The 25,034-nt window shown below is 59.2% G+C and carries 21 protein-coding genes; all 21 read left to right on the top strand.

Annotation, left to right across the window (positions count from 1 at the left end):
- Nucleotides 1-8: 8 nt before the first annotated feature.
- The 21 genes from ACNFCH_RS12995 (at nucleotide 9) to ACNFCH_RS12895 (ending at nucleotide 24,848) form a co-directional block, all read left to right on the top strand.
- Nucleotides 9-2,510 (top strand): TcfC E-set like domain-containing protein, encoded by a 2,502-nt coding sequence (locus ACNFCH_RS12995; protein ID WP_416742942.1) that lies wholly within the window; start codon nucleotides 9-11, stop codon nucleotides 2,508-2,510.
- A gap of 62 nt (nucleotides 2,511-2,572) precedes the next feature.
- Nucleotides 2,573-3,307: a molecular chaperone gene (locus ACNFCH_RS12990; RefSeq protein WP_337157494.1), complete on the top strand. Its 735-nt coding sequence runs from the start codon at nucleotides 2,573-2,575 to the stop codon at nucleotides 3,305-3,307.
- 439 nt (nucleotides 3,308-3,746) lie between these two features.
- Entirely contained in the window at nucleotides 3,747-4,232 is a 486-nt protein-coding gene (gene tssB / locus ACNFCH_RS12985; RefSeq protein WP_337157495.1) for a type VI secretion system contractile sheath small subunit, read from the top strand.
- A complete protein-coding gene (tssC, locus tag ACNFCH_RS12980; protein ID WP_416742941.1) occupies nucleotides 4,229-5,704 on the top strand; it encodes a type VI secretion system contractile sheath large subunit in 1,476 nt (491 codons plus the stop codon). The genes tssB and tssC overlap by 4 nt, the downstream gene beginning before the upstream one ends.
- Before the next feature lie 24 nt (nucleotides 5,705-5,728).
- Nucleotides 5,729-6,208 (top strand): hypothetical protein, encoded by a 480-nt coding sequence (locus ACNFCH_RS12975; protein ID WP_337157497.1) that lies wholly within the window; start codon nucleotides 5,729-5,731, stop codon nucleotides 6,206-6,208.
- A 27-nt stretch (nucleotides 6,209-6,235) separates the two neighbouring features.
- Nucleotides 6,236-6,625 carry a hypothetical protein gene (locus tag ACNFCH_RS12970; protein WP_337157498.1) on the top strand — a complete coding sequence of 130 codons (390 nt, stop codon included), beginning with the start codon at nucleotides 6,236-6,238 and terminating at the stop codon, nucleotides 6,623-6,625.
- Entirely contained in the window at nucleotides 6,552-8,435 is a 1,884-nt protein-coding gene (gene tssF, locus ACNFCH_RS12965; RefSeq protein WP_416742940.1) for a type VI secretion system baseplate subunit TssF, read from the top strand. The genes ACNFCH_RS12970 and tssF overlap by 74 nt, the downstream gene beginning before the upstream one ends.
- The gene (gene tssG / locus ACNFCH_RS12960) at nucleotides 8,426-9,367 is read left to right on the top strand and encodes a type VI secretion system baseplate subunit TssG (protein WP_416742939.1); all 942 of its coding nucleotides are present in this window, start codon (nucleotides 8,426-8,428) and stop codon (nucleotides 9,365-9,367) included. Before tssF ends, tssG begins: the two co-directional genes overlap by 10 nt.
- Nucleotides 9,364-11,145, top strand: coding sequence for a type VI secretion system Vgr family protein (locus tag ACNFCH_RS12955; protein WP_416742938.1), 1,782 nt, complete (start codon nucleotides 9,364-9,366; stop codon nucleotides 11,143-11,145). The genes tssG and ACNFCH_RS12955 overlap by 4 nt, the downstream gene beginning before the upstream one ends.
- A gap of 12 nt (nucleotides 11,146-11,157) precedes the next feature.
- On the top strand, nucleotides 11,158-11,445 hold the full coding sequence (locus ACNFCH_RS12950; RefSeq protein WP_337157502.1) for a PAAR domain-containing protein: 288 nt from the start codon (nucleotides 11,158-11,160) through the stop codon (nucleotides 11,443-11,445).
- 8 nt (nucleotides 11,446-11,453) lie between these two features.
- Nucleotides 11,454-12,485 (top strand): type VI secretion system protein TssA, encoded by a 1,032-nt coding sequence (tssA, locus tag ACNFCH_RS12945; protein WP_416742937.1) that lies wholly within the window; start codon nucleotides 11,454-11,456, stop codon nucleotides 12,483-12,485.
- Complete coding sequence (locus ACNFCH_RS12940) at nucleotides 12,482-13,072, top strand: type VI secretion lipoprotein TssJ (protein WP_416742936.1); 591 nt, start codon at nucleotides 12,482-12,484, stop codon at nucleotides 13,070-13,072. The genes tssA and ACNFCH_RS12940 overlap by 4 nt, the downstream gene beginning before the upstream one ends.
- Nucleotides 13,069-14,475, top strand: a complete 1,407-nt coding sequence (gene tssK, locus ACNFCH_RS12935) for a type VI secretion system baseplate subunit TssK (RefSeq protein ID WP_416742935.1) — start codon at nucleotides 13,069-13,071, stop codon at nucleotides 14,473-14,475. Before ACNFCH_RS12940 ends, tssK begins: the two co-directional genes overlap by 4 nt.
- Nucleotides 14,462-15,067, top strand: a complete 606-nt coding sequence (locus tag ACNFCH_RS12930) for a DotU family type IV/VI secretion system protein (RefSeq protein ID WP_416742934.1) — start codon at nucleotides 14,462-14,464, stop codon at nucleotides 15,065-15,067. The genes tssK and ACNFCH_RS12930 overlap by 14 nt, the downstream gene beginning before the upstream one ends.
- 309 nt (nucleotides 15,068-15,376) lie before the next feature.
- Nucleotides 15,377-18,493 carry a type VI secretion protein IcmF/TssM N-terminal domain-containing protein gene (locus tag ACNFCH_RS12925; RefSeq protein ID WP_416742933.1) on the top strand — a complete coding sequence of 1,039 codons (3,117 nt, stop codon included), beginning with the start codon at nucleotides 15,377-15,379 and terminating at the stop codon, nucleotides 18,491-18,493.
- Between the two features lie 12 nt (nucleotides 18,494-18,505).
- Complete coding sequence (gene tssH / locus ACNFCH_RS12920; RefSeq protein WP_416742932.1) at nucleotides 18,506-21,010, top strand: type VI secretion system ATPase TssH; 2,505 nt, start codon at nucleotides 18,506-18,508, stop codon at nucleotides 21,008-21,010.
- A gap of 15 nt (nucleotides 21,011-21,025) precedes the next feature.
- Nucleotides 21,026-21,760, top strand: a complete 735-nt coding sequence (locus ACNFCH_RS12915) for a hypothetical protein (RefSeq protein ID WP_416742931.1) — start codon at nucleotides 21,026-21,028, stop codon at nucleotides 21,758-21,760.
- Nucleotides 21,761-21,868: 108 nt separating this feature from the next.
- Nucleotides 21,869-22,567, top strand: coding sequence for a hypothetical protein (locus ACNFCH_RS12910; RefSeq protein WP_416742930.1), 699 nt, complete (start codon nucleotides 21,869-21,871; stop codon nucleotides 22,565-22,567).
- Between the two features lie 225 nt (nucleotides 22,568-22,792).
- Nucleotides 22,793-23,314 carry a hypothetical protein gene (locus tag ACNFCH_RS12905; RefSeq protein ID WP_416742929.1) on the top strand — a complete coding sequence of 174 codons (522 nt, stop codon included), beginning with the start codon at nucleotides 22,793-22,795 and terminating at the stop codon, nucleotides 23,312-23,314.
- 53 nt (nucleotides 23,315-23,367) lie between these two features.
- Nucleotides 23,368-24,117, top strand: coding sequence for a hypothetical protein (locus tag ACNFCH_RS12900; protein ID WP_416742928.1), 750 nt, complete (start codon nucleotides 23,368-23,370; stop codon nucleotides 24,115-24,117).
- 104 nt (nucleotides 24,118-24,221) lie between these two features.
- Entirely contained in the window at nucleotides 24,222-24,848 is a 627-nt protein-coding gene (locus tag ACNFCH_RS12895) for a hypothetical protein (RefSeq protein ID WP_416742927.1), read from the top strand.
- Nucleotides 24,849-25,034 lie beyond the last annotated feature (186 nt).

Raw genomic sequence — 25,034 nt, 5'->3', positions numbered from 1 at the left:
AAAGAGTCATGTTCCACTTCATTGCACTTCACCGTTATCTACGCGGTTGGCTGGTCTGCAGCACATGCCTGATGCCTTTGCAGGCGTGGGCCGAACCTCAGGTGCCACCTAAGGTGGTGCGCCAGTTCGACGGGTTGCCGCGTGAGTTCGAGGCGCATTTTTTCGACGTGCCGCTGGCGGTTCGCGTCGAACTGGATGGGCGATACCTGGGCGACGCCATGGTCATCCTGACTCGCGACGAGCGCGTGCAACTGCTCGAATTCACCGACACTCAGGAAAGCCGCGAATCGCCTGTGGTGCGGCGTCAATGGCAGGAGCGGCTGCAGGCCGGGCGCCTGCTCGGCGACTGCACCCGCAACTGCCCTGATGGGTTGCAGGCGATCCATTACAGCTTGGCCAACTCCCAGCTTTCCTTGGTCACGGCCAATGTCGAAAGCAACGCGCATCAACTGCGTTATCACTCGATGCCTGAAGGCGGCAGCATGGGCTTGCTCGTGCGCAACCAACTCAACCTTGTCCATGATGGTGAGGACACCACGGGCCGCGTGGCCTTCCAGGGCCAGGGCAGCCTGGGCAACTGGACCACGGTCGCCGACGCCCAGGCCGACCGCGTCAGCCAGAGCCAGGAGGGCACCCGCTATCGCATGGACCAGCTGTATGCCGAGCGCCTGCTCGAACAGAATTTTTTCCGCCTGGGTTACTTCACGCCAGGCGCCCAGGGCTTGACCCGCCAACCCACATTGCTGGGCGACACCCCTGATACCACGCTCGGGTTGATGTTCGGCAGCAGCGACAGCCTGCTGATCGACAACGGCCAGCCCAGTTCCACACCGATCTATGTCACGCCCAACCGCCAGGGGATCGTCGAGATCTACCGCAATGGCGTGCTGATCAACAGCCAGCCGGTACAACCGGGCCTGCAGACCCTCGACACCCGCGTATTGCCCGGTGGCATCTATGAGGTCGAAGTGCGCCTGCTGGAGGACGGCCAGGAGACCTCGCGTACCGAAGCTTTCATCTACAAGCCTTCCAACTGGCGCAACCCGGAAAGCCGCTGGCGCTACAACGCCTACCTGGGGCAACAGACCAGCCTGTTGAACAATTGGGGCCATGAGCGCCAAGACAGCTTCGGGGCCGGTGTGATGAGCAACTACCTGTTGCATCCGCGCGCGGTATTGGGTTTGTCCGCACAGCGTGTGGACGAGGCGCTGCAGTACGGTACCTCGCTGGACTGGGATGTCCTGGAGCGGCTGAAACTCTATGGGAACGTCAATTACACCGAAGATCGTGGCACCGGCTATGACATGCAGCTCATCCAGTCCTACCCCCAGGGATCGATGGTGCTCAGCCACAGTCAATCTTGGGTCGAGACCGCTCGCATCTACCGGGGTGAGGCGTCGCGGCAGGAGCAACGCAGCCAGTCGAGTCTGTCACTCAGCCATCGGGTCACCCAGCGCAGCAGTGCGACCTTGCGCCTGTCTCACAGCTCTGGGTCGGCCAGTGGCACGGGCATCGACCTGGGCTGGGCGTTCTACGGCAAGATGTTGGGCTCTGACGCCAACTGGCGTCTTTCGGTGTTCGACCGGCCCGGTACCGCCAGCAGCGGCGATGCACGCAGTCGTGGCGTCAACCTGACCCTGAGCATGAACCTGGGTGGCCCTGGCAAGCGCATCGCCGCCAGCCTGGGCAGCCGCACCTCGCGTGATGGGCGCAGCGATCAGCACGCGTCGGTGTCCTATCAGCAGGATGTGGACGCCGGTCCGCTGCAGAGCCTGGGCGTCAGTACCACGGTCGATCGCTATGGCAGCGGTTTTGGCGGCAATGCCCAGCTGCAGAGTGACAGCCTGTACGGGGATGCATACGCGCAGACCTCGACGATCAACAACAAGCTCAGCGCCGGCCTGAACCTGCAGAGCGTTGCCGCCTTTGGGGGCGGCAAGATGGCCATGAGCGGCCAGTACCTGACACACGAAGCGGGCTTGATCGTGGATGTGGATTCCGATCTCGATGGTCTGAAATTGCGCGCCGATGACCAGCAGGGCAGCAGCGCCACCTTGCGCCCAGGTCGCAACATCATTCCGGTCACGGCGTTCAAGTCAGGTCACGTGCAGTTCGACTTCGACGGCGACGATGCCCCGGCTGCAGTCATTCAACCGTCGAGCCTCGACTATCACCTCAATCGCGGGGGCGTGGCGTACCGCCAGTTGCATGTGATGCGCACCGTCACCGTGCTTGGCAGGTTGCTCGACGAGAAAGGCCAGCCCATGCGTGGCGCGCATGTCATCAACCATGCCAGCCGCGGTGTCAGCGAAGCCGATGGGTTTTTCTCCGTGGAGATGAGCCATTCCACGCCGACCTTGGAGATTCGTCAGGCCGGTGCGGTGAGTTGCCTGCTCAGCCTGCCGGTGAGCAGCCTGAAGCGTGAAGGGGATGTGCTGCTGGCAGGTGACCAGGTGTGTCGCACCAGCAGCCTGGCCGATCGCGGCAACACGGCTATGGGTGATTCATGAGAAGCGGCCTGCGGCCTCGGGGCCGCAGGCCAAGGATGTGGTTACGAAAGCGGAGGTTGAAAATGCGTGGGTTCAAATCGCTGTGCCTGGCGCTGCTGTTGGCACCCCTGGTGGCCAAGGCAGGCCCAGAGCTTAACGTCGGTGGGCTCTATGACTACCTGGACGACGACAAGAGCACCTTGCTCAAACGTATCTACAACGGGGGGGATGCCACGGCCTTCGTCAAGGTCAGCGTCGCCGAACTGGTCTATGGGGGAGACGGTGTTCCGAAGGAAGTGGACCTCGAGCAACTGCCGCTTGAGCAGCGCGGCGTGATCGCCAGCCCCGCGCGGCTGATCGTGCCTGCGCGCGGCATGCAGGCGGTGCGTCTGTTGTATCGCGGCGAGCGTGACAAGGAACGCTACTTCCGCTTGCGCTTCGTGCCTGTGTTGCCGGAGAAGAACGATGGGTTCGCCATCAGCGAGGCCGAGGCTAAACAGTACAGCGACACCCTCAAAGCTGGCGTTCAACTGCTGGCAGGCTATGGCACCTTGCTGTTCGTTCGCCCGCAAGGCGCGCACTTTCGCACGCCGATGCGCCGGGAAGGCGCGGACTTCGTGGTGGCCAACCAGGGCAACAGCACGGTGGTGCTGGACAACTTCCGGCATTGCGTTCGCAACGGCACAGAGTGCGTCGCAGGCACCAAACATCACCTGCTGCCCGGCGTGACGCGCAAGTTTCCCGAGCAGCCAGGGCGTGAATATCGCTTCGAATTGCTCGAAGGAGGGCAACGTCAGGAACTGGCGTCCAAAGACTGAACAGCCCGTTGCCAAAGCACGATCACCAGAAGGGCGTGTTGATGTGGTGTTCGCCCAAGGGGGGGCGATTGGCTGTGATGCTGCTCGCTCTTCTAGCACCTATAACGGTGCGGTGACGCTGATCTTCGATACGCAGGTGCTATAGCGGCCTGACGCCGTTTCGCCCTGTCGATTTGATGCAGAGTGGGCGCGACCACGCAGTGCGATGGCTGCACCGCGCAGTGATCGCGCTTCCTCTTGTATCGGTGTTTCCTTACAGGTTTTGTTGATTAACCGTCTACTTCGAGCCCGACAATCTAACGATGATCACCGGCGGTGAATGCATTGGAGTGATCACACCCAAGCGCATTCGAAGCGCCTGCCTGTTTAATGGCCGCACAGTGAACGGCGACATAGCGGGCAGACCAGTATCGTTCATGGTTGAGAATCAAGCGTAGTTATGTCCGGAACACAATCGAAGATCGGCAAGGTGCGCGTGCCACGCGTGCAAATTACCTACGACGTGGAAACAGGGGGCGCTGAACAAAGCAAAGAGTTGCCGCTGGTGATTGGTGCGGTAGGTGAATTTGCAGAAGAAGACCGCGATCTTCGCGAGCGCAGCTTCCTTCATATCGATAAAGACAACTTCAATGAAGTGATGGCCAGCCTGCGACCGTCCGCGCAAGTGACAGTGGACAGCGTATTGCCCGGTAGGGAGGGGGTCATGGCGCTGGCGTTGACGTTCTCGGCCATGGAGGACTTCACGCCCGACCAGGTCGTGCAGAACGTTCCGGAGCTCAAGGCGCTGTTGCAAATGCGCAATGAGCTGAGCGAGCTGCGCAATCGCGCCGCCAGTAACATCCAGCTGAAAGAGCGTCTTGGCGCCGCCTTGGAGCAAGGGGTGCGTTCCGAGGTGCAGCCAAGCGACGATGGGGAAACGGCATGACGCAGGTTGCCCATCAAGAACAGCTCGCTCAACCTGTCGCCACGCAATTGCTCGACGAGATCATCGATTCCACCAATGCCATTCGCCGCGAGTCCGATCGTGGCAAGTTGCGTACGCAATTGACGCATTTCTTCCAGGAGCTCGAGGCGGGCTCGGTCATGCTTTCCAGTGATCTGGTGGCAAGCCTTGAGGCGCGTATCGCCCAGATCGATCAGCTGCTTTCCGAACAGGTCAGCCTGATCATGCAGGCACCGGAGTTCAGGCAGCGAGAGTCCACCTGGTCGGGGCTGCACAAGCTGGTTCATACCGGCGTGACGGAAAACGTGCGGGTGCGCATGTTGAACTGCACCAAGCGCGAACTGCTGAAGGATTTCAAGTCGGCGTCGGATTTCGATCAATCCGTCTTGTTCAAGGCTGTCTACGAAAGCGAATACGGCACCTACGGCGGAACGCCATTCTCCGCTTTCGTCGGGGACTTTGCCTTCGACAACACCGCAGAAGACATCCAGTTGCTCGAGCAGATCTCGCATGTCGCGGCTGCCGCCCATGCGCCGTTCTTCAGCGCCGCGGCGCCAGGCATGTTCGCGATGAACAGCTACCGGGATATCGCTCAACCCCGCGACTTGGGCAAGCTGTTCGACACCACCGACTACGCGCGCTGGAACAGCTTCCGCCAGACGGACGATGCGCGCTATGTCGGCCTGACCTTGCCGCGTGTCATCGGTCGTTTGCCCTATGGCAGCAAAACGGTGACGGCCGAAACTTTCCAGTTCGAAGAGCGCCATCTGCAGGACAGTCCGGATGAAAGCTACCTGTGGGTCAACGCAGCCTACGAGTTGGCCGGTCGGCTGGTCGAGGCGTTCGAGGAATACGGCTGGTGCGCCAACATTCGCGGCGTCGAAGGCGGTGGTCTGGTGCGCTCCCTGCCGGCCCATACCTACACCGCACAAAGCGGCGAACGCTTGCTTCAATGCCCAACGGAAGTGGCCATTTCCGATCGCCGGGAGAAGGAGCTCGCCGACCTGGGCTTCATTCCCCTGATCTACTGCAAGAACACCGACTTCGCCGCGTTCTTCGCAGTTTCCTCGGTCAACAAGCCGCGCAAGTACCTGTCGGACCATGCCAATGCCAATGCACGCCTGTCCAGCCAGTTGCCCTACATCCTGACGACGTCCCGCTTCGCCCATTACCTGAAGGTCATCGTGCGCGACAAAGTGGGCAGTTTCATGTCTCGCGAACAATGCCAGGACTACCTGCAGGCCTGGATCGACCAGTACGTGCTGGCGTCCGATTCGGCATCGGCAGAATTCAAGGCGCGCCGGCCATTGCGTGAAGCACGGGTAGAGGTGTCGGAAGTCGCAGGCGCTCCCGGTGTGTACCGCGCGGTGGCCTACCTGAAGCCGCATTACCAATTGGAAGGGCTCACGCTCTCGCTTCGCCTGGTGGCAGAGCTTCCTGCCTCGGCATCTTAATCAACCAACCACTGGAGCAGTACGATGAGTAAAACAGTCGCCGTGTACCTTGACGGGATTGGCGGTATGAACAAAGGCGATTTCAGTACGTGGGCAACGGCTCGAAATTTCCCTTCGCTGCATATGGTTCGTCGCATGCAGCGTACCGCCGATGGCAAGGCGCTGACCGTGAATGAAGCGCCGGAGTATTTCGATATTCCAATCCAACTGTCACTGTCCGACAACATGGCCGGTGATATTCATGATCATTTCATCAACAAGAAAGAAGCCATCAAGGAAGTGGTCATCGCCGCTGTGTCGGACCGCAACGACAAGAGCGCCAAGCCACTTACTCAGATCACCCTTACCAATGTCATCGTGCAGGACCTGAGCTTGGACACCGATGAAGCCTCGGGTGAATACGTCGCCGGCTTCGTGCTCGATTTCCAGGCCATCCAGACGCAATACGCCAATGGCACACAGAAGAAGGACATCACCTGGGAAAAAGGCGTTCGTCAGGGCTGATGCACGACCAAGCTGAGGGAAGCTGATGTGTCCTTGCTGTCTCGTTTGACCGAACACGACGCGTCGTCTGACGAAAAGGCATGGCTACATCAATTGCTCAGTGAGCTGGAAATGGTGCTGCAGTCCAAGGCCGCAGCACCTGTCGGGCAAGGTGGCGAAGGCACCATCCTGCACTATGGCATCCAGTTGGAGCATATCGATGCCTTGCCCATCGCCCAGAAGCAGGAAGAAATCGGGCAGCGTTTGCTGCAGGCGATCATGGCCTTCGAGCCCCGTATGCAGCAGGTGCGACTGATCGACCAACAGCAGTGCCCTGCGGGCATGACCTATTTGTTCGTCGCCGATGTCGGCGATGAAGACATTTCTTTTTCCATCGTCTGGAACGATGCCCTCGACAGTGCGGCTATCCGTCCTTAGACGAAGAGACCCTATGCGTAACTTGATGTCCTATTTCCGCCAGGAGCTTCAGTTGCTCGCGCAACAGGGAAAGTATTTTTCCCGACGGTTTCCGGGTGTCGCCCAGGCATTGGGTATGTCAAAAGGCAACTTCGACGATCCGCATACCGCGCGGCTGATGGAGTCGTTTGCGCTGTTGACCGCGCAACTGCACCAACGGCTGGACGAGGACGTACCGGAGATCGCCAACGGTGTGATGCAAAACCTTGCGCCACAACTGCTCAGGTCTTTTCCTTCGTGCTGCATCGTGCAGTTCCAACCGGACGCCCAGCAAGGAGGCATGACCCAGGTTCGGCACATCCCGGCAGGGTTCGAACTCCAAAGCAATCCTATCGATGGGCAGACCTGTCGGTTCCTGACCCATTACCCCCTCCGGATCTGGCCGGCCCGGGTCGATGACGCGCGTCTTGCGCAATCGCACCTGGATGATACGTGGCAATTGCGTCTGTCAGTGCAGACCTGGCCAGGAAGTGTCATCTGCGAAAAACACCTGCGCATCTGGCTGCAGGGCAGCGAAGAACTTGTCCATACCCTGCTGGCCCAGTTGTGCACACAGGTTCAGAACATCACGGTGCGCCATGCTGGCCAATGCTTCGATGTGCCGGTGCAGCACCTTCGCCACGTGGGGTTCGAGCAAGACGAGCTGTTGTTGCACCAGCAGGCGCGGACTGCGCCGACCCATAGCTTGATGCTGGACTTCGTGCAGTTCGCGCAACGTTTTCATTTCCTGGATCTGCCGTTGCCGCAGGAGGCAACCCTTGTCGGGCCACAGCCCGTGGAATGGGAAATAACGTTCCGACGCAATTGGATGGCGCCTGCCTTGGCGGCTGTTGCGCCTTTGGTGGGCGCGGCCAATTTCCAGATCAACTGCGCGCCGGCGCTCAATTTGTTCTCGTGCCGCGCAGAGCCGATCACCTTGCAGTCGCAGGTCGACGAACATCCGGTGATCCCGGATATGAAAAACCAGAAGAGCGTGGTGTTCTGGGCCATGGAGTCGGTCAGGCTGCGCCAGGTCAAAGGCGATGAAGCGTTCACGACAACCCTTTCGCCACTGTTGGGCCTGGAGGGCTATCACGCCGATGCCGGGCAGGGACTGCACTGGCAGCTCGTGCAGCGCGAACAATTGCGAAAGGACGGCGCTGGCATTGGCACGTTCATCGCCTTTTCCGACCGCCGCCCTTCGCCGTCCCCCGAGCCTTCGGGCGTTGCGATGCTGGAAATCCTCTGCACCAATGGTGCATTGCCCACGGAGATGGCCAATGGGCACCCTGAGGGAGACTTCGTGACACCGGCCGAGCTGCCGGGAATGACTATCAATGCCCTGACGCGCCCCTCGGCACCTGTGTATCCGCCACAGGGAACGGCCTCGGTCTGGCGGCTGATTTCGCAGCTGACCCTCAATCATCTGCTGCTCAGCGATAAAGAGGGCTGCCAGTACCTCAAGCACAGCTTGTCGCTGTACAACCTGAGCCATTGTCCGCGGTTTCGCCTGGCGATCGAGCTTGTGCGCGACCTCAAGATGACCTCGATACACGAGCGCCTGATCGCCAGCGACCCCCATTCCACGGCGCGCGGGCTGTGTATAACGGTCAGCTTCGCCACCCAGGCCCGGACCTTTGGCTATTACACGTTGTTCTGCTGCTTTCTCGACCGTCTGCTGGGGCTGTATGCCCCGGTCAATGGCTTTTCGCGCCTGACCACCTGTATCGAAGGGGTCGATCAATCCCGCCAACAGTGGCCGATTCGTGCGGGGAGGCTTTCGTGGCTGTAAGGCTATCGGCTGCCAATCGGCATTTTTATCAATATGTCCGCCAACTGCTGCACCGCATCGCCGCCGAGCGTCCAGGCGACAAGAGCGAGCTGCTGCAAGACTCGCTGGAGATGGTTTCTCCGCTCTCGCTGGAAGCCTCGCCCACGCAAGTGAGTGATGCGCAGCACGTGGAGGGCCGCTGGCGCATCACCGTGTGGCAGCGTGGCCTGGTGGGAGCGCTGGGGGCACTGCCGACGGCATACACCCAATGGCTGATCGATCGCTACTACACCCGTGGCGAGCGTGCGGCCAAGGCATTCCTGGATTTGTTCACGCATCGCTTGCAGGTGCTGCGTTTTCTTGTCTGGGAGAAAAGCCGGTGCTATGCGCGTGCAGAGCTGCGTGACGAAGTACCACTGAGTACTGCCAGCCGAGCGTTGAGCGGTGTATTGAACAACCCTCGTGACGAGACATTGCTGTCGTACCGCTACGCGTCACTGCTGGCGCAGCCGGTTCGCTCGCTCACGGTGCTCGAGTGCTGGATACAACAGGTTTTCGACGTGCCGGTGGTGATTCGCCCGTTTACCGGCAGTTGGCAGCCAGCCAGCGAGTACACGTTGTCCCCGCTGGGGCAAATGACATTGCCCCTGGGCCATGCGCCGATGCTGGGGCGAGTGCGTTGGGAGCCGCAAAGCCGCTTCACCCTCTCGATCGGTCCGGTGGGTTCCCTCCAGGCACAGTCGTTCATGCCAGGGCGCGCTTCGTTGGCGCAGCTGCATCGGTGCCTGCAGTACTTCGTCGGCGCCGATCTTGGCTTCGATATCGAAATCATCATCCATGAACCGATGCCGTTGCCTGCCGTGCTGGGCAAGCGCCGGTTGGGCCTATGCGCTTGTCTCGGTGAAGGGCAGGTCGAGCGGCGCATCAAACTACCCTGGGAGCTAGTGACATGATCCTCACCAAACTGAGCCTCAGTTCACCCGCGCACGCACGTTGGGAAATCCATCAGGTCGAGGGGCGCGAAGCACTGTCCTCGTTGTTCGAGTACACGATGACAATACGCGCACATCCCGATGAGCCGGTCATCGAAGCGCTGGGGACCCTGCTGAGTTGTCGGATCGCATCAGCAGGAGTCGACCGCTTCATTCACGGCTATATCAGCAGCGTCAGTCAGTGCGAGGAGTACCGGTGGCAGCTCAGCGTGGTTCCGCACTTGGCGGTGACCCGAGAACGTCGCAATCTGCGTGTTTTCCAGAACATCAACGTGGTCGATCTGGTGGGGGCGATTCTGGCCGAGTATGGGTTGTCCGCTCAGACGACGCAGTTGATCGGCGAGTATCCCGAGCAACCGTTCTGGTTGCAGTACCAGGAAACCGACTTCGATTTCATATCGCGTCTGCTCGAGCGTGCGGGCATTCACTATTTCTTCCGGCATACCCAGGATGCCCACCACCTGGTTTTGATTGACCATACCGGAGGGTGTGAACGCGCCAAGGGCCCCGCGTTGGTCTGGCAAGAGACGTGGAGCGATGTGGAGGTCAACAGTCTTCGCGCGGTGGTTGCCAGCCAATGGTCGCCAGCACCGCCAGGGGTGGTCGAGCCGGTGCATGGCTGGATAGACAGCGCGGCACTGCCAGTGCTGGACCCCAACGGTGAGCAATGGAAGCGTCGGGCGGACAGCGAAACCAAAGTGCGCACCGAAGAGGCCGAGTCGAGGGACATTCTGCATGCCGACGCCCTGGCATTCTGGATGAGTGTGGGAGAGCGGGTCAGCCTGAGCAGAAATCCTGCGCACGACGGCGAGTACTGCGTGGTTTCGATGGACATGTTCATCGACAACTGGTCTGCGAACGGCAAGGCCCAGCCGGCAAGGCTTGGCCTGCAGGCGAAAGGCCTCAAGCTACGCCCTCACTGGAAAACCCCGGTTCCGGTCATTCCTGGCGTGATGATGGCAACGGTGGTGGGGCCTGCGTCCGAGGCGGTCAATGTCGATGAACATGGCCGCGTCAAAGTGCGTTTTCACTGGGATGAAGCGCAGCGTCAAAGTGACTCGGCGTCCTGCTGGATCCGTGTGGCCCAGGGCTGGTCAGGGCCAGGATTTGGCGCGTTCTGCCTGCCCCGGGTGGGCACCGAAGTGTTGGTGAGCTTCATCCAGGGCAACCCCAACAGCCCAGTGGTGACGGGCTCGCTGTACAACGAACGCGACAGCTGGCCAGTGCCGCTGCCTGCGCAGAAGCTCAGCAGCGGTATCACCACGCGCAGCGAACCTGGCGGGGATACCCGTCACGGCCATCGCCTGGTTTTCGATGATCGAAAAGATGCGGAACTGATCGAGCTGCACTCGGAAAAGGACCTCTCGCTCAAAACCCGTCATGACCTGCTGGCCGAGTTCGGCAATGCCGCACAGATCACAGTCGGCACAGGACGAAGCACACAGATCAAGGAAGGTGATGACCAGCTGGACCTGGGGCAGGGGAGCTATCGCTTCACGGCAAAAGGCGACTGCATCCAGGAGTTCGATGGCCAGCACCGGATCAAAAGCCGCACGGCAGGCAGCACCATCAGTGCGGCCAAGGCCTGCTTGATCGAGTCCAACGAAAAGGTGGTCATCAAGGTCGGCGGCAGCGAGATCAGCATCAGCCCTACCGGAATTTCCCTCAAAGCCCCGCAGATCACTCTCAAGGGTGACGCGCTGACGGTCATCGATGGTGGCCTGATCAAAATTGGATAACGAGAGCACACCATGAGCCAGCCTGCAGCGCGTCTGGGCGATATGCACGTTTGTCCGGCCGCCGACCCTATTCCCCATGTCGGCGGGCCCATTACCGGCCCCGGCAATCCGAACGTATTGATCGGTGGTATGCCAGCGGCGGTCGTCGGCGACCTGCTGACCTGCACCGGCCCTGCGGACACCATCGTCAAGGGCAGCGCCAAAGTGTTGATCGGCGGCAAGCCTGCTGCGCGGATGGGCGATGTGTGCGCACATGGGGGGAGCATCGCCGTGGGATACCCGAAAGTTCTGATTGGATAACGACCTAGATGAGTGAAGAACGTAGCGCGCGGATTCAGGCGCTGATGGCGCCGATCGGCACCCAGGCCCCGGCGGGGCACGACATCGAGTACGACACCCTCTATGAGCAGATTCGCCAGGCGCGCGAACACGAGGACGTGGTGGCCGAGGACGAGTGGGCCTGTGAGGTCAAGGTCGCCGACTGGCAGCAAGTCATTGCCCTCGGGGAAGCCGTGCTCAGGGAGCACTCCAAGCATTTTCAGATCGCTTGCTGGGTGTCCCAGGCCTGGATGCAAAAGCAAGGGCTGACCGGCCTGGCCCAGGGCCTGGAGCTGCTCGAAGGCATGGTGCGCCAGTGGTGGGCGAGCGGCTTTCCGGCCTTGGAGGCCGATGGCGAACCTTACCGCCTGGCGATGTTCGGCCGACTGGATCGAGACATCGGTCAATGGCTGCTTACCCACTCGATGACCGGCTCGCCGCAATGCTCGCTGGCTTGGTGGCAGCAGGTGCTTCGTCATGAGCACGCCAAGCGCAGCGACGAGGGGAGTCCGCCGGACGACTACAGCCTGGAGCAGTTCCGTCTCTGGGTAGCGCAGGCCGTGCATTCTGCGCAACTGCGCGCGTTCCTTGATCAGGTCAGGGACTGCCGCAGCCTGCTGCAGCCATTCGCGCATGCGTTGTCGGCGGTCACGGGCAGCCGCGGTACGGGCGTGATGGCCAAAACACTGGAAGGGCTCGATGACTGGGAGGCTTTTTTGTCGCGGATGCTGGAGTGGTTGTCACCCCCAGGGACCAGCGATGAAGACGCGTTGCTGCCGTCGCCCGAGCGCATGGAGGAACGTCCGGCGCAGGGCGCGCAGTCACGTGAAACCGCGATCCGCCAGATGCAGGACATCGCCCGGTATTTTCGTCAGCACGAGCCCTCCAGCCCTGTGCCTATGCTGATGGACCGGGCGGTGCGTTGGGCAAGCATGCCGCTGCAGCAATGGTTGGCGGAGATGGTGCGCGATGAGAACTGCCTGAGGGAAATCAATCTTGTCCTGGAGGGCCCGCACGCATGATGCGTCCAATCCGATGGCTTTTGCTGCTGGGCGCCGCCTGCCTGTCGAGCGCGTGTTCGTTGAACGAGGCACAGCGCCAGAAGCTTTTACAGGAGTCGCCGCCTTGGTATGCGGAGGCCGGCATCGTGGTCAATGTGAAGACCGAACCGACACTCAATGCCTGGAAAGGACTGGCCAATTCGGTATCGCTGTTGATCCTGCAAGCGCGCGACAAACACACGTTGAACACGCTCGTCGCAGCAGAGCAGCCTACTCGCGCGTTGTTCAGCGGTGCGGCGCTGCCGCCGGAGATTCTTGCGATCGACCGCTTCACGGCATTGCCTGGCCAGCAGGCCACGCTGCACGTGAACCGCGTGGAGAATGCGCGGTACGTCGCGGTGATCGCTGGCTACTATCCCGCGCCCGGCACCCAGCAGGCGGCCGTCGTTGCCGTGCCGGTCGAAATCAAGCGCAGTTGGTTCGGCTGGAAGGTCGCGATCGAGACGTTGCGTTTCTCGACGCTGTGGGGAGAGCGCGCGCTGGTGAAGCTCGAGGGCGCGCAGAACCTGCTGCCGGCATCCTCGGACCGACAGGAGGATGACCAATGATCCAGGCGCAGCTACCCGTCTACTGGTACTCGGGGCTCTACCTGCAACCGCAGCATTTCCAGTCGATGGATCTTCATCAAAGCTGGCAGCATGCGCAGCACTGGCGCCATGGCAAGCCGTGGCAGTCAGGGATCGTAAAGGCCCAGGTCAACCCGCATAGCCTGCTCGACTTCACGCTGGAGTTCCACGCATTGGAGGTGGTGACAGCCGCCGGTGAGTACCTTGCCTTCCCGGGCAATTGTCACCTGCAAAAACGCTGTTTCCGGGAGGCCTGGAAGCAGCGTGACCGGCCTTTCACCATTTGGGGTGCCCTGCGGCGGTTGGACCCGCAGCAACAGAATGTCACCGTGCTGGAGCAAGACCGTGAACAGCCATTGACGCGCTGGGTCACGGCAACGCCCGAGCACACCATGCGTGATCTTTATCACCAGGGCCCGGAAGTCGAAGTGCCGCGTGTCCTTCACAGCCTGCGCCTGCTCTGGGATGACGAGCGCGAGGAGGCGTTGAGCGACCAGTGCTTCCCGTTGCTGCGTGTGCGCATGCGCGATCATGAAGTGATGGTCGACGAAACCTACGCGCCACCGGGCATAGTCTTGAACAGCTCCGAGGCCTTGCGCTCGAAACTCGAACAGATCTTTTTCGAACTGACCCAGCGTACGCAGGGCTTGGCGGAGCTCAAACATTCGCTAGGCCGGCTCACCAGCGACGTCAGCAATGAGTCCTTCGTGCTGACCTTGGTCATGCGTTCGCTCAATCGCGCGCTGCCAATATTGCAAGCCTACCTGGACGCGCCGGGTGTCCATCCCTGGCAGGCGCACCTGCTGTTGGTCCAGTTGGTTGGCGAACTCTCCACGTTCAACGATGACTGCAACCATTTGGGCCAGTGGCAGCAGGAGGCCTCGGCTGCGCTGCAGTACGACCACGACCGGCTGTTTGAAAGTTTCGACCAGATCCAGCGGGTCCTGCACAGGCTGCTCAACAGTATTGCGCTGGAAAAAAACACCTATCGCACGTTCGAGCAAGACGAGCGCGGTATCTATCAAAGCCGCCTCGACCGGCAAATGATCAGTCAAGCCAAGTGCTTGTACATGAAATTGCAAAGTCGCGCGTTCATTGATAACGACGCCGTGGTTCAAGGGTTGGATACCGCCAAACTTGCTGACCCTCAACGAATGGAATCGTTGATTCAACATGCGTTGTCAGGTGTTTCGCTACATAGATGTCAGAAAACCCCTATGGAGCTGCCTAGGCGTGAAGATACATGCTATCTGGAAATTGATACCCATGATCCTAATTGGGTAGCGGCAGAACATGTTCAGGAACTTAGTTTCTTCTGGGCGCAGGCACCAGATGATTTGAAAGTTCAGCTGGTCTATGCAGGGCGAATTGATGCAGGTCGTTGAATGTTACCTTCCCTTGATCCGGTTTATTGCCAGTGCACACCCTGATGAAACAGGGGGCTTCACGGTCTTTCGAGAGCAGGTGGAGCGCTATTTGGCCGAGGCCACTCAGGCCAGCGCCAAGGTTGTCGACAAGGAGGATCTGCACGCCTCGCGCTTTGCCATCATGTCGTGGATCGATGAATGGGTGCTGCGTTCGGCATTGGCATTGCGTCATGAATGGCGCGACCGTTTGCTGCAGTCCGAACACTATCAAACGGTCGTGGGCGGGGAAGCCTTCTTTGCCAGGCTGGACGCCCTGGAGGCACGCAATCATCAGGTGCGCATGGTTTACCTGACCTGCCTGTTGCTCGGGTTTCAAGGCCAGTATCGCCATCTTGAACCTGAACAACTGCAAGCCCGAATCACATCGACCCGTCAAGCGCTGCCGCGCGCCTGGCAGCCCGAGCGCAGTTGCGCAGAAATAACACCCGACGACAGAGCAGGTAAAGACCGCCGGCGCCGGCAACGTTGCATATGGCGTTATCGTTTTCCTCTGGCCCTCACAGCCTTGTGGGCGATGGTTTCTGTTGGATTGTTTTTTACTTTCTTATAGTCAAACATGAAAAAGATACTTGCTTCATCAGGCTGGCTCTTACTGGCGGGTCTGCTCTTTTTGCTGTGCGCGTTAGTTGCGCTGGCGCGAGAAGGCTCGCTGTTTACCGCCTTGTTTCTGTGGGCCGGCGTCCTGTTGGTTATTCTGCTGTTTCGCCTGTTGATGGTCGCGCTGGGGGAACTCCGCGGGCATCCGCGTACGCATCAGTTCCTGGCACGCTTTCAGGTTTCACGAAAGATTTACGTGTTACGCGAGCATTGGCGAAGTGGCGCGCGCACATTGAAGCGTTTGAACCGCTTTGGTGCCGAAATGCCCTGGTTTGTATTCGTGGGTGGGCGTGATGGAAAGACGACACTGCTCGACAGCGCGCAACTGCCTGTCTTGTCCCAGCTGGATGCGCGCGAACGGATCCTCCCGACCCGGACACTGAAATGGTGGTTCTTCAAACAATTGTGTGTGCTGGATGTTGGTAGTCATTTCTCCACGGGTAATGCCACAGCACTGCGCAGTTGGAAGCGCCTGGTCCAATGGAGCAAGCAGGTTCGCTCCCCCGAAGGTGTGCTCGTTTCGATCAGTTGTGCGGCGCTGCAGGCACACTCCCCAGCGCAACTGCATGAACACGGGCGTCGCCTGCGTGAGCAACTTGAACAGCTGATAAAAGCCTGTGGCCAGGGGTTGCCGATTCATATCGTCGTCACTGGGATCGATGCATTGCCAGGCTTCAAAGCCTGGCAACAGACCCTGACAGACGCGCAGCGCGAACACGCCTTGGGCTACCAATGGGTACGTCCACCGGTCGTCGATCGAAACACACCCTTTCTCGAGCCACTGTTCGACACGCTGTGCGAGGGGTTGTTGTCGCAGTGCCTGAGCACACTGGATGCCACGCCGCCTGACAAGGCCACCGCGCAGCGCCTGGGTTTTCCCGAGCGGGTGCAGGCGCTCAAGCCCGGCCTGCTGCGTTTTGTGGTCGCGCTGTGCGAACCTGACCCTTACCACGCCACGGGCGCACTCAAAGGCGTGTGGTTGACGGCCGCACCCGCAATGGCCCAGGCAGGGGAAAAGCGCCAGGGGCATTTTGTTGCAGAGTTGTTGAGCCAACGCCTGCTGCAGACTGCGCAATCGTCAGCAGAGGAGCGCTACATGCGCTACCCAGGCATGCGCAGGGTATCGCTGGCCACGGTAGTGTTCGCCTTGGCGGTCGGGGCGCTGCTGTGGAGCGGCTGGAAGACCTATCGCCTGTATGACGAACCTCCCGCTTCGGGAATGGCAGTCAATGTCGCCCGGTTGGCGCAATTGGACGCAGGTTTCGCCCAGCCGATAATGCATGTGCCTTATTTGCCGTTGATGAGCTATTGGCAGGCACGGCTCGAACGTCAGTTGCTCGAGGCGGGAGGGTGGCGCGAAAGCGAGCACCCGGCGCACTCGGCTCAATGGCAACAGCAGTTCGCAGAGGCCGATGCTGCGCAGAAACGCCAGATGATCTTGCAACTGAGCGCGGCGGTGCTGTTACAGGAGGCGATGCTCGATCAACTGCCATTGTCAGAGCTCACCCCCCTGCATTGGGAGGGGAACGCGTTCTACCCGCTGGCGTTCGATAAAGCACTCAGCCCAAGGGAAGTGCTGTTGATCACCCGGGCTTGGGTGCGGCGCCACCCTGATCGCCTGCCGTTGGCCGAGCAGCGCGCGCTGCTGTCGTCTTGGGTTGCGCAGGACTCCGCTTGGGCGTGGCTTTTGCAGGGGCGCGACAAGTTGCCGGCATTACGGTCAGCCCCTTTTTGGCCCCGTTGGCCCGTGCAGACTGAGTTGTCAGGCCTGTGGTTGCAGGCAGGCGAGCAAACAGTGCAAGAAGAAGTCGCGTTGGTCTCCCGTGCGTTGGGCAGCGCCGATCAGCAGCCCTTCCAGGGTTTCTGGAATACCTGGCACCAGCGTCGGCAAGAGGCTTGGCTGGCCTTTATCGGCGATACGATCGCACAGGCCTATGAGCACGCAGAACACCCCCTTGCCAGTGACGAGAGCGTTGCCTTGCTCAACGGCCAGGATCCGGCGAGCCGCTTCATCGCGCGCATCGTTTCGGAACTGGCGACCATTCCGAGCGCTGAAAGCCAGGCTTGGCTGGATGAAATGCGTCGGGTGTCGCACCTGCAAGCCCAACCGGCCACCCTGCAGGACCAGTTGTTCGTCTGGGAGAAGGGCGCGCGCGGCTGGCTCTATCGACAGTTTGGCAGCGCCCGTAGCCAGGCCTATGCCAGCCAGCAGGACCGCCAGGTATGGCAAGCCTGGAGGGACAGCCTTGCCGCGGCGGTGAACATGACATTGCGGCCTGCGGACTTGGCCAAGACGGCGCATGGGTTGTTCGTCCATTCGACAAGCGAGGGGCAATCGGGCTCCAACCTATTGGAAACGTTGCAGGCAGCATTCACCCAGCTCGAGAAGCACATGGCGTTGCCAGCCCAGGGGCAGGGCAGTGGCACCGTCTGGGAGCTGTTGCGCACACAGGTTGACGTGCTGACCGCCAATGCCGTTTCGGTCGTTGCCTGCGAACTGGACGCGCAATGGCAGAACCAAGTTCTGCAGCCCTTGAATGACCCGCGACTCAAGCAAAACCCTCGTCGCCAGGAAGACATGGCCTGGCAGCTGTTCCAGCACTTCTTGAATGACAAGGCGCAACGTTACCTGACGCCCGGTCAATCAGGGCTTTCCCCGAAATACTGGCAAGGCAGCGCGATCCCGTTCACCGCTGAGTTTCTCCAGGTACTCAACAGTGCGACGTCGCCGCAGGACCTGGAGCGTCTGCCGCTGCGTGAGCAAACGCGCAGGCAGGATGAGCTGACGGCGCTGCAAGCGGAGCTGGCAAGCCTGAAGGACGTTAAAGCGGCGATGAGCGAGCAATGGATCGAAACTCGCGTCATCACCCAACCGGCCACGGTCCCCGGTGGGGCGGCGCTGATGCCGACGGGGACGAAGCTCAGTCTGTCCTGCGGCACCCTGACCACAGGGCTCACGAGTGCAAACCTGCTTGAAGAGCGCGTGTTTCGCTGGGCCCCCGGCCAATGCCAGGGGGTGAGCCTGTCGGTGATATTTCCGCAAGGCGAGTTGAAGCGCCAGTGGCTTGGGGATGATGCCTGGCCGCGTTTTCTGCAGGCGTTTGCAAGCGGCGAGCAGCGCTATGCGCTGGAGGCGTTCGAGTCCGCCGACCCGTCGGTGTTCTCGCTGCAGGGCGTCAACGAGGTTCTCGTGCGTTTTTCCTTGAAAGAGCATGAAAGCACCCAGGAGCGCTGGCGGGCCTGGCAGCGGGTGGCGCAGGCCATGGCACCGGTACGGGGGCAGATTTCGGCTTTGCAGGAAGCGGCACAACAGCACGGCAATTATTTCACTGGCAACTTGACGGCGCTTCCCGTCAGCGCGGTCCAGTGTCCACGTTAAGGGCTACGGTTTATGCAGAACACATTGAAATCACGGGTGGCTTCGCTATCGATCGAAGCGCGCAAGGCCTTGGACGAGGCGGCCTTGCGTGCTAGCGAGGCCGGGCATTTCGAGGTCACCTGTGATCATTTCCTGTTCGCGCTGATTCGCCAGCAGCCTGACTTGGCTGAAGGACTTTCGCGTCATTGCGGTTTGGATATTCAGGCATTGCAAGCCGAACTGAAACGGCGATTGAAGAGCCAACCCAGCGGTAATGCCCACAGCGTGGTGTTTTCCGAGTCGGTGGTCGGTGTATTGGAGGACGCCTGGGAGCGGGCCTTCATGCAATGGGGGCATTCGTCGATTGGCGTGGCGTGTTGCTGGGCTTCATGGTTGGAACAGGGCAGGGCGCGTCATCTGGAAATCGCCTCCCTGCAGGCCTGGCTTACCTGCGATGCGTCCTTGGCAGTGGCATGGCTGCAGGCCCAAAGCCAGGCGCAGCAGGCACCTGAGCGGGCGGGCGGCGCCTTGGAAGCGTACGGCCACAACCTGACCCAGCAAGCCCGCGAGCAGCGCCTTGATCCTGTCATCGGGCGTGAAAAGGAAATTCGCCAAGTCATCGATGTCTTGCTGCGTCGTCGCCAGAACAACCCGTTGCTGGTCGGTGAACCCGGCGTGGGAAAGACTGCCCTGGTCGAAGGGGTCGCACAGCGTATTGCGGCCGGCGACGTGCCCCAAATGCTGAAAAACTGCGAAGTCTACAGCGTAGACCTGGGGCTGCTGCTGGCTGGGGCGAGTGTCAAAGGCGAGTTTGAGAAGCGCCTGCAAAGCCTGGTGGAGGAAGCGGCGGCCTCGCCTGTGCCGGTGGTGTTGTTCATTGACGAAGCGCATCGACTGCAAGGTGCAGGTGGTATGGCCGGGCAGAACGATGCGGCAAACATGCTCAAGCCGGCACTCTCCCGAGGCCAGTTTCAGGTCATCGCCGCAACCACTTGGGCCGAGTACAAGAGCATCTTCGAGAAAGATGCAGCGCTGGCGCGCCGTTTCCAGTCGATCAAGGTCGAGCCGCCCTGCGAAGCGGTGGCCATTGCGATGCTGCGTCATGTCGCGCCCCTGCTGGAACAGCACCATGGGGTGACCATTCGCCATGAAGCGATCGAAGCGGCCGTGCGGTTGTCGACGCGTTACATCATCGACCGTCAGTTGCCCGACAAGTCCCTGGCATTGCTGGATACCGCGTGTGCCCGGGTCGCACTCTCCCAGACCCATGTGCCGGAGGCGCTGGAAGACCTGGACGCCCAGTTGGCCCGCCTGGACAGCCATCGGGCGTGGTTGGCGCGCGAGGCGCACGATGCGCGCCTGCTGGAGGAGGTGGTCCACACGCAAGGGCAGCTCCAGAGAGCGCGACAGGATGTATGTACCCGGTGGCAGCAGCAGAGCACCTGGGTCCAGGAAGTACTTGCAGGGCCGCCCGCCAGCGATGTCGCCAGCCGATCCCTGGCCGAGGCGCATGAGCAGCAGGTGATGGTCCATGCCTGTGTCGATGCGATGTGCGTGGCGCATGTGCTGTCGGGCTGGACCGGGATCCCACTCGGCAAGCTCAGGGAGCGTACGCAGGTCAGTGAAGAGACACTGCTGGCCCAATTGCAAAGCCAGGTGGTGGGCCAGGAAGCGGCGCTGAAGGCACTGGCGCGCAAACTCTTCATCGCGCGAGCAGGGTTGCAGGCACCGGACAAGCCGGCTGGGGTGTTCATGCTGGCCGGTCCCTCGGGAGTGGGCAAGACCGAAACGGCATTGGCCTTGGCGCAGGTCTATGGCTCAGGGCCACAAAGCCTGATCACGTTGAACATGTCCGAGTACCAGGAGGCGCACACCGTCTCCGCGCTCAAAGGTGCACCGGCAGGCTACGTGGGCTACGGCAAAGGCGGAAAGCTGACCGAAGCGGTCAGAAAGCAACCGCACTGCGTCCTGTTGCTGGACGAATTCGAGAAAGCCCATCCCGACGTACGCGAGATGTTCTACCAGGTCCTGGATAAGGGCTGGATGGAAGACGCCGAAGGGCAGCGCGTAAGTTTTCATGATGCCTGGGTAGTGATCACCACCAATGTGGGGGGCGACCTGCCGAGCGCGGGTGGTCTGGACGATGACGCGATCTCGCATGTTCGCAAGGCCTGTGTCCAGCGGTTCAAACCTGCGTTCATGGGGCGGGTGAACTTGCAGGTCTATCAGGCGCTCTGCGTCGAACAGTTGATGGCGATCACTCAGCTCAAGCTGAACAAAATCGTACATCGCGTGGCAGAGGCCACACGCGGCGACATGCAGCTCGTCATAAAGCCGGCCATCGTCAAGGCGATTGCCGGGGCATGCCGTGTGAGCGAAAGCGGAGCGCGAGAAATCGACGAATTGATTGACGAACATGTGCTTCCCGAGTTGGCGCGGGTGGTGGCGTCCGAACATGGAAAAGCAGGTGTATTGACCTTGTCCTTTTCAAAGGGCCGCTACCAGTGTCATTGGAAAGCAGCGGCAGTGGTTAACTGATCCGAGGGCGCGAAGATGAGTATTTTCAATCGCAGGTCGACGTCCAAGCGTGAAACGTCGTTGGATTTCAATTTTCAAATGCATGGCGTCCTGCCAGGGCCTCGGTATTCGACAGATCCGCAGATAGAGAAGAAGTTGTCCGAGTGGACGAAGTTGTCCTCCCAGGGCCTTCGACTGGTGCATGCAATCAGCACTGACCAGTATCGTTCGAGTGTGCTCACGAGGATGCCCGCTGACGAGGTCTTCAAGACGTGGGACGTGTTCTCGACCTCCTTGGTTGTCCACCCGACGACTGAAGCGGGCTGGCACCGCAAACCACTCGAAATGTTCGCCTCCATTGCGTTGGTGTTGAAGGTACCCCCTGAAAATATCTTGGGCACCTTCAATGGCGATGTCTTTTTCCCCACCCATGAAACAGCGGAAAACAATAGGTTTGCGCGATCGGTATTGTCCGGGCGCTCAGTTTATAAAAACGGCGTCTTTGGTCGGCGCCATTATATTAAGGGTGGTTACAACCGTATTGAGACACCTGAGTGGGTGGCTTCAAGGACGTATACGTACAACGAAGTTTTAGTGGTGGGAAAGCCAGGGTTTAAGTTGCACTATTCGGTAACCAAACCCATAAAAGTCACCGGTATTCTGTGCTGTCACAACTGCAGAATGTCGGAGAGGGATCTGCCTTGGGAAAGAGCAGCTTTGTTGCGAGCGCTGCGCGAAGTGAACCCTCACTTACCGGTGAACTTTGTCTGAATCTTCTGTCGGGGTCATTCGGCTGCCGCGCCATGAATAAATGAGCAATGAGTGCGCATAAGTTGAGTGGTCCTTTCTCTTCTATCCGACTGTGAGTCATGAGCTGCTATGAGCGACTTTAAAGAAAAGGTCTTGAGGGCCACTACGTCTCTATTACGGCGCCCTCCTAAATTCCAAATGCATGGCAAGGCGTACACCCCGAAATACTCGCTTGATCCAAAAGTCGAAAAACAATTGGCGACTTGGGAAGATCTCGACGATCGAGACCTTTTTCTGACACATGTCGTGACGCGGGAGCGTTTTTTTAAGAGTGATCTATGTTGCCGAAGAGCGGAATACGTTATCGAGGAGTGGGATGTATTTTCCACTACAGTGGCCTCATATAAGGATCCAACCTCGGTCCGGTGGACCGAGGGCGTCGGTCTGATTCTGGAAGTTCCCCCGCAAAATATTATCGGGGCGTTCTCGCGGCATGTCGGGGTACCGCTTCATGAGCGTGCCCATCGGTATCAGTTAGCCCATAGCGTAAAATCTGGTATTAGCGAGAGCGGTATTCCCGTCAAAGGCGGCTACCGTAAAATTGCGACGCCGGATAAGTTGCTCAAGCGGAAAGTTACTGACAATGAAGTATTGGTGGTTGGTCGACCCCACGCACATGTGCATTTTGCCGAGACGCGCACGATCAAGGTAAGAGGCATGGTGCTTGCCAACCAACAATACCTGACAAAACAGGATGCGATCGACAATCTGGAGTTGCTGAGACTGCTCCAAGTGCGAAATCCACACCTTGCTGCGGAATTTATTTAAGTGTGTGGCGCGCCGAAGCGCTGCGATGTTCAAATCGATAAGTGAAGACGTATGGGTAGATTGAGTGACGCGGGTGGGAGTCACCCTAAATACTCTACGGATAAAGGTGTTGAACAGGCTCTATGTCAGTGGGAACGGCTGTCAGAACAGAATAGATTTCTCGTACATGCCTTCGATATAGAAAAATTCGAAAGGGGTGATCTGTCAAAGCGGCGAGCCGAAGAGGTGTTCAAGACATGGGATGTCTTCTCCACCAGTCTGGTGGACCCCCAGCGCATCTTCCGGCTTCGGCATCGCTACCAAAAGACCGGAGCAGCAGTGTCCACCCAGGTATTCGGCGAGGTGGGGCTCATACTCGACGTGCCAGCGCAAAATATCCTGGGGACGTTTCCGGAAGATGTCATGTTCCCGACACACCTCCCAGCCAAGGATTATAAGTTTGCCGATGCCATACTTAACGGGATCTCCAAGCTGTATTCGCTGAAGCTGGTGGAAAAATATAACAAGGTCGTTTCGCCAGACGCCATCGTTGGGCGAACGATGTTTCACAACGAAGTGTTGGTCGTCGGCAAGCCGAATGTGAAGATACATTTCAAGATGACGCAGCCGGTCAAGGTGCGCGGCATTATCTATGCACCTAAGTGCAAGGGTGCGGATAACGATAGAGGCGCGGCGAGTTTTAAGCGACTGAAGTTGATCGCGCGTCTTCGTCAGTTGAACCCGGGGCTTGGAGTTGTAGAGGTTTAAGGTGAGGGAAATGTGCAGCGAGGTGCCCTATGGGGTGGGTGAATAAGATACGAGTGCGTTCGAAATTCGAAGCGTTGTCGGTAGCAGAATCGAAGACTGCATTTACATTCAAGCCGGCGGCCGTGTGCCCGAAATATTCGTTTGATAAGCATGTCGAGAAAAAATTGAGGAAGTGGGAGCGGATTTCCGAGATGGGGTTCTGCTTGGTACATGCCGTTGGTGAGCACGCGCTTTATGGCAGTGGTTTGTTCCAAGGGCGGGCACAGGAGATCTTAAGCGGATGGGATGTCATTTCCACGTCGTTGATCCGTCGCACACGAACATGGACGCAAGTGAATATCCGTAGTCAGAATCCGAAGATTTCAAGGCTGCCGATGAGGCCTATGCGAATGTATGCAAATGTCGCGCTGATTCTGCAAGTGCCGCCAGAAAATATTCTGGGTACCTTTCCAGAGGACGTCTATTTCCCTACCCATGAGCCTGCCAAAGACTATAAGTTTGCACAGGCGATTCTGGGCGACGGAAGCACAACGACGCATCCGGTGATGGGCGGCGCATTTACTAAAATTGAATCACCGCTCACGATAATGGAGAAAACCAGCCGGGGGAAGCCGAAGGAGAACTATAACGAAATTCTGGTCGTGACCCGTCCGCATGTCAGGGTGCACTTTTCAGAAACGAAGAAGGTCGAGGTGAAGGGCATTATCTATACCGCGGGCAGTACTGGGCTCAGTCGATCAGATGCCGAGGTGCTTCAGCGGTTGCGCGAGTTGAACCCCGATCTTCCCGTCGAGGAAGCGTAACCTCAGTCTTGGTGTTGTCGCCAAGCGCATGTGAGTCGTCAACGATGTGTATTAAAGCGAAAGAGAGAAAAATATACGCAGACCACCCAGCCCTGCAGCGCACGTTGTCCCAGTGGGAAGGTATCGACCGGCACGGCATGGTGCTGGTATGTCCCTTCACACCCATGATGGCGCTGGGTGGCTATGAATTGTCGGTCATTCAACAACGGATTGATCGTCATTGGGTACTGTCCACCTCCTTGATCAATCTCAGCGATATCGAAGCGCAACGGAAGCGCTACCGGCGTTTGAAGCAGGAAGGCCACCTGTTTTCCGGTATGCCCGAGGAGATTGGTATTGTGCTCCACGTGCCGCCACAAAATATCCTGCGTGCCGTGGCAGCGCCGATGGTGAGCCGTAGCCGGATTAATCAACAAAAATTCATTTTTTCAAATAATGAAATTTTCAGTGCCGATCATTCGGCGGCCACCGCTAAGGCGGGGGCGTCATTCAATATTGTTACGCCTCACGCGTTAATGAAGTCGACACGTTGGCAGCATAACGAAGTACTGGTCATGGGCAAGTCCGATCAAAATGTGCATGGTGTCTTCACGGAGAGGATCATCGCCAAAGATATTGTGCTGCTTTCCAAGGAAACGCAGTCAGCGTTCTCCCGGGAAAACCAGCAATTATGGCTGAATGCCCATATCGCAAATTACAACACACTGCATCCCACGCGTGGAAGGCGTTAAATACCTGTAGATGTCGAAGTTGTAGCGGAGTGATGTTCATGAGTTTTCTTTCACGTAAACAGTACGCCAGACGTGTGAATCGCCCCTGGTTTTCTAGACACTCTCCAAGCTCAGGAAATAGCGTTTCTCATACTCTACTGGAGACAGCTGCATAGCACTGCTGTGTCGGCGTTTAGGGTTATAGAA

The organism is Pseudomonas sp. NY15354 (assembly GCF_048068075.1).
Taxonomy (GTDB): Bacteria; Pseudomonadota; Gammaproteobacteria; order Pseudomonadales; family Pseudomonadaceae; genus Aquipseudomonas; species Aquipseudomonas guariconensis_C.
Note: the sequence above shows the minus strand (reverse complement) of the source record. Positions and strands in the feature narration are given on the sequence as shown.